The following is a 1048-nucleotide window of genomic DNA, read 5'->3' as shown; positions in this document are numbered from 1 at the left end:
TGACCCCATCTTTTTTTACCATAAATCGGTCTAAACCCCGTCAGCTAGGGGTTTAGACAGTGTTGTCACCCCGTCAGCTCTGATGAGCCAGAAGTAATATCGTTTTCGATTGCACGGCGCCGTGTCCAACCTGTGAGTAATATTAATTCCGATGCTACCGCAGTTGATATGAATCGGGGTCGAAAAACTGAATGGTTGAGTGTTACAGCACTTCCGGATGTTATGAGGTACAATAGAATCGACTAAAAATAATATACTAATGAAAGCATACTCAGTAGATTTGCGATCCAAAATAGTAGCAGCCCATCTCGAGCAGAAGCTGTCGATCCGAGAAACAGCAGCGATATTTTTCCGTCAGTAAAAGCTTAGTTCAAAAACTGGTCAAGCAACAAAAAATAGAGGGAAATTTACAACCGAAACCCAGGGGGAAACCGAGATACAGTCATTTGAATAATTCCACAGCTTCTTTGAGAGAAATAGTGGCAGCACATCCCGATGCAACCTTACTAGAATTGTTTGAGTTATTTGCCCAGAAGACGGGAAATTGGGTGGGTAGAACAGCCATGTGTAACGCCTTACAAAAGTTGGGATTAAATCGTAAAAAAAAACAGTGAGAAGTAGCCAAGCAGGCACTGAAAGAGTCATGAAATTAAGGTTGGAGTATTGGGAAAAAGTCAAGGATATCGAGCCAAAAAATCTAGTATTTTTAGATGAGACTGGAGTATTGCTAGGTTTAACCAGAACTCATGCACGTTCCCAACTAGGCACGAGAGCCTATGCGGTCAAACCTTTTTATCGAGGCAAGAAAGTCACAGTAATTGGTGCAATTAGTCTCAAGCGAGTAGTGGCATTAATGACCATGGACAACTCGATGGATAGCCAAGCATTTGAGGTGTTTATCGATCAATTTTTAGTGCCACAATTGTGGTCGGGAGCAGTAGTAGTGATGGATAACTTACCAGCGCATAAAGGGCTCTCCTGAGTTTATGGTGTAAAATGTACCTACTAATACATTTACCGTTATGAGCTTCCATTTAGACTATCTATT

Annotated in this window: 2 protein-coding genes; both read left to right on the top strand. The window is 41.6% G+C overall.

The window, feature by feature from the left end:
- Nucleotides 1–446: 446 nt before the first annotated feature.
- A complete protein-coding gene (locus QUA45_RS29000; protein ID WP_333101348.1) occupies nucleotides 447–614 on the top strand; it encodes a hypothetical protein in 168 nt (55 codons plus the stop codon).
- A gap of 29 nt (nucleotides 615–643) precedes the next feature.
- Nucleotides 644–982, top strand: a complete 339-nt coding sequence (locus tag QUA45_RS28995; protein ID WP_333223412.1) for a transposase — start codon at nucleotides 644–646, stop codon at nucleotides 980–982.
- Nucleotides 983–1048: the final 66 nt, after the last annotated feature.

It is taken from the genome of Microcoleus sp. Pol12A5 (assembly GCF_036701435.1).
Classification (GTDB): domain Bacteria; phylum Cyanobacteriota; class Cyanobacteriia; order Cyanobacteriales; family Microcoleaceae; genus Microcoleus.
The sequence above is the reverse complement of the archived record's forward strand: the minus strand, read 5'-3'. Positions and strand labels throughout refer to the sequence as shown.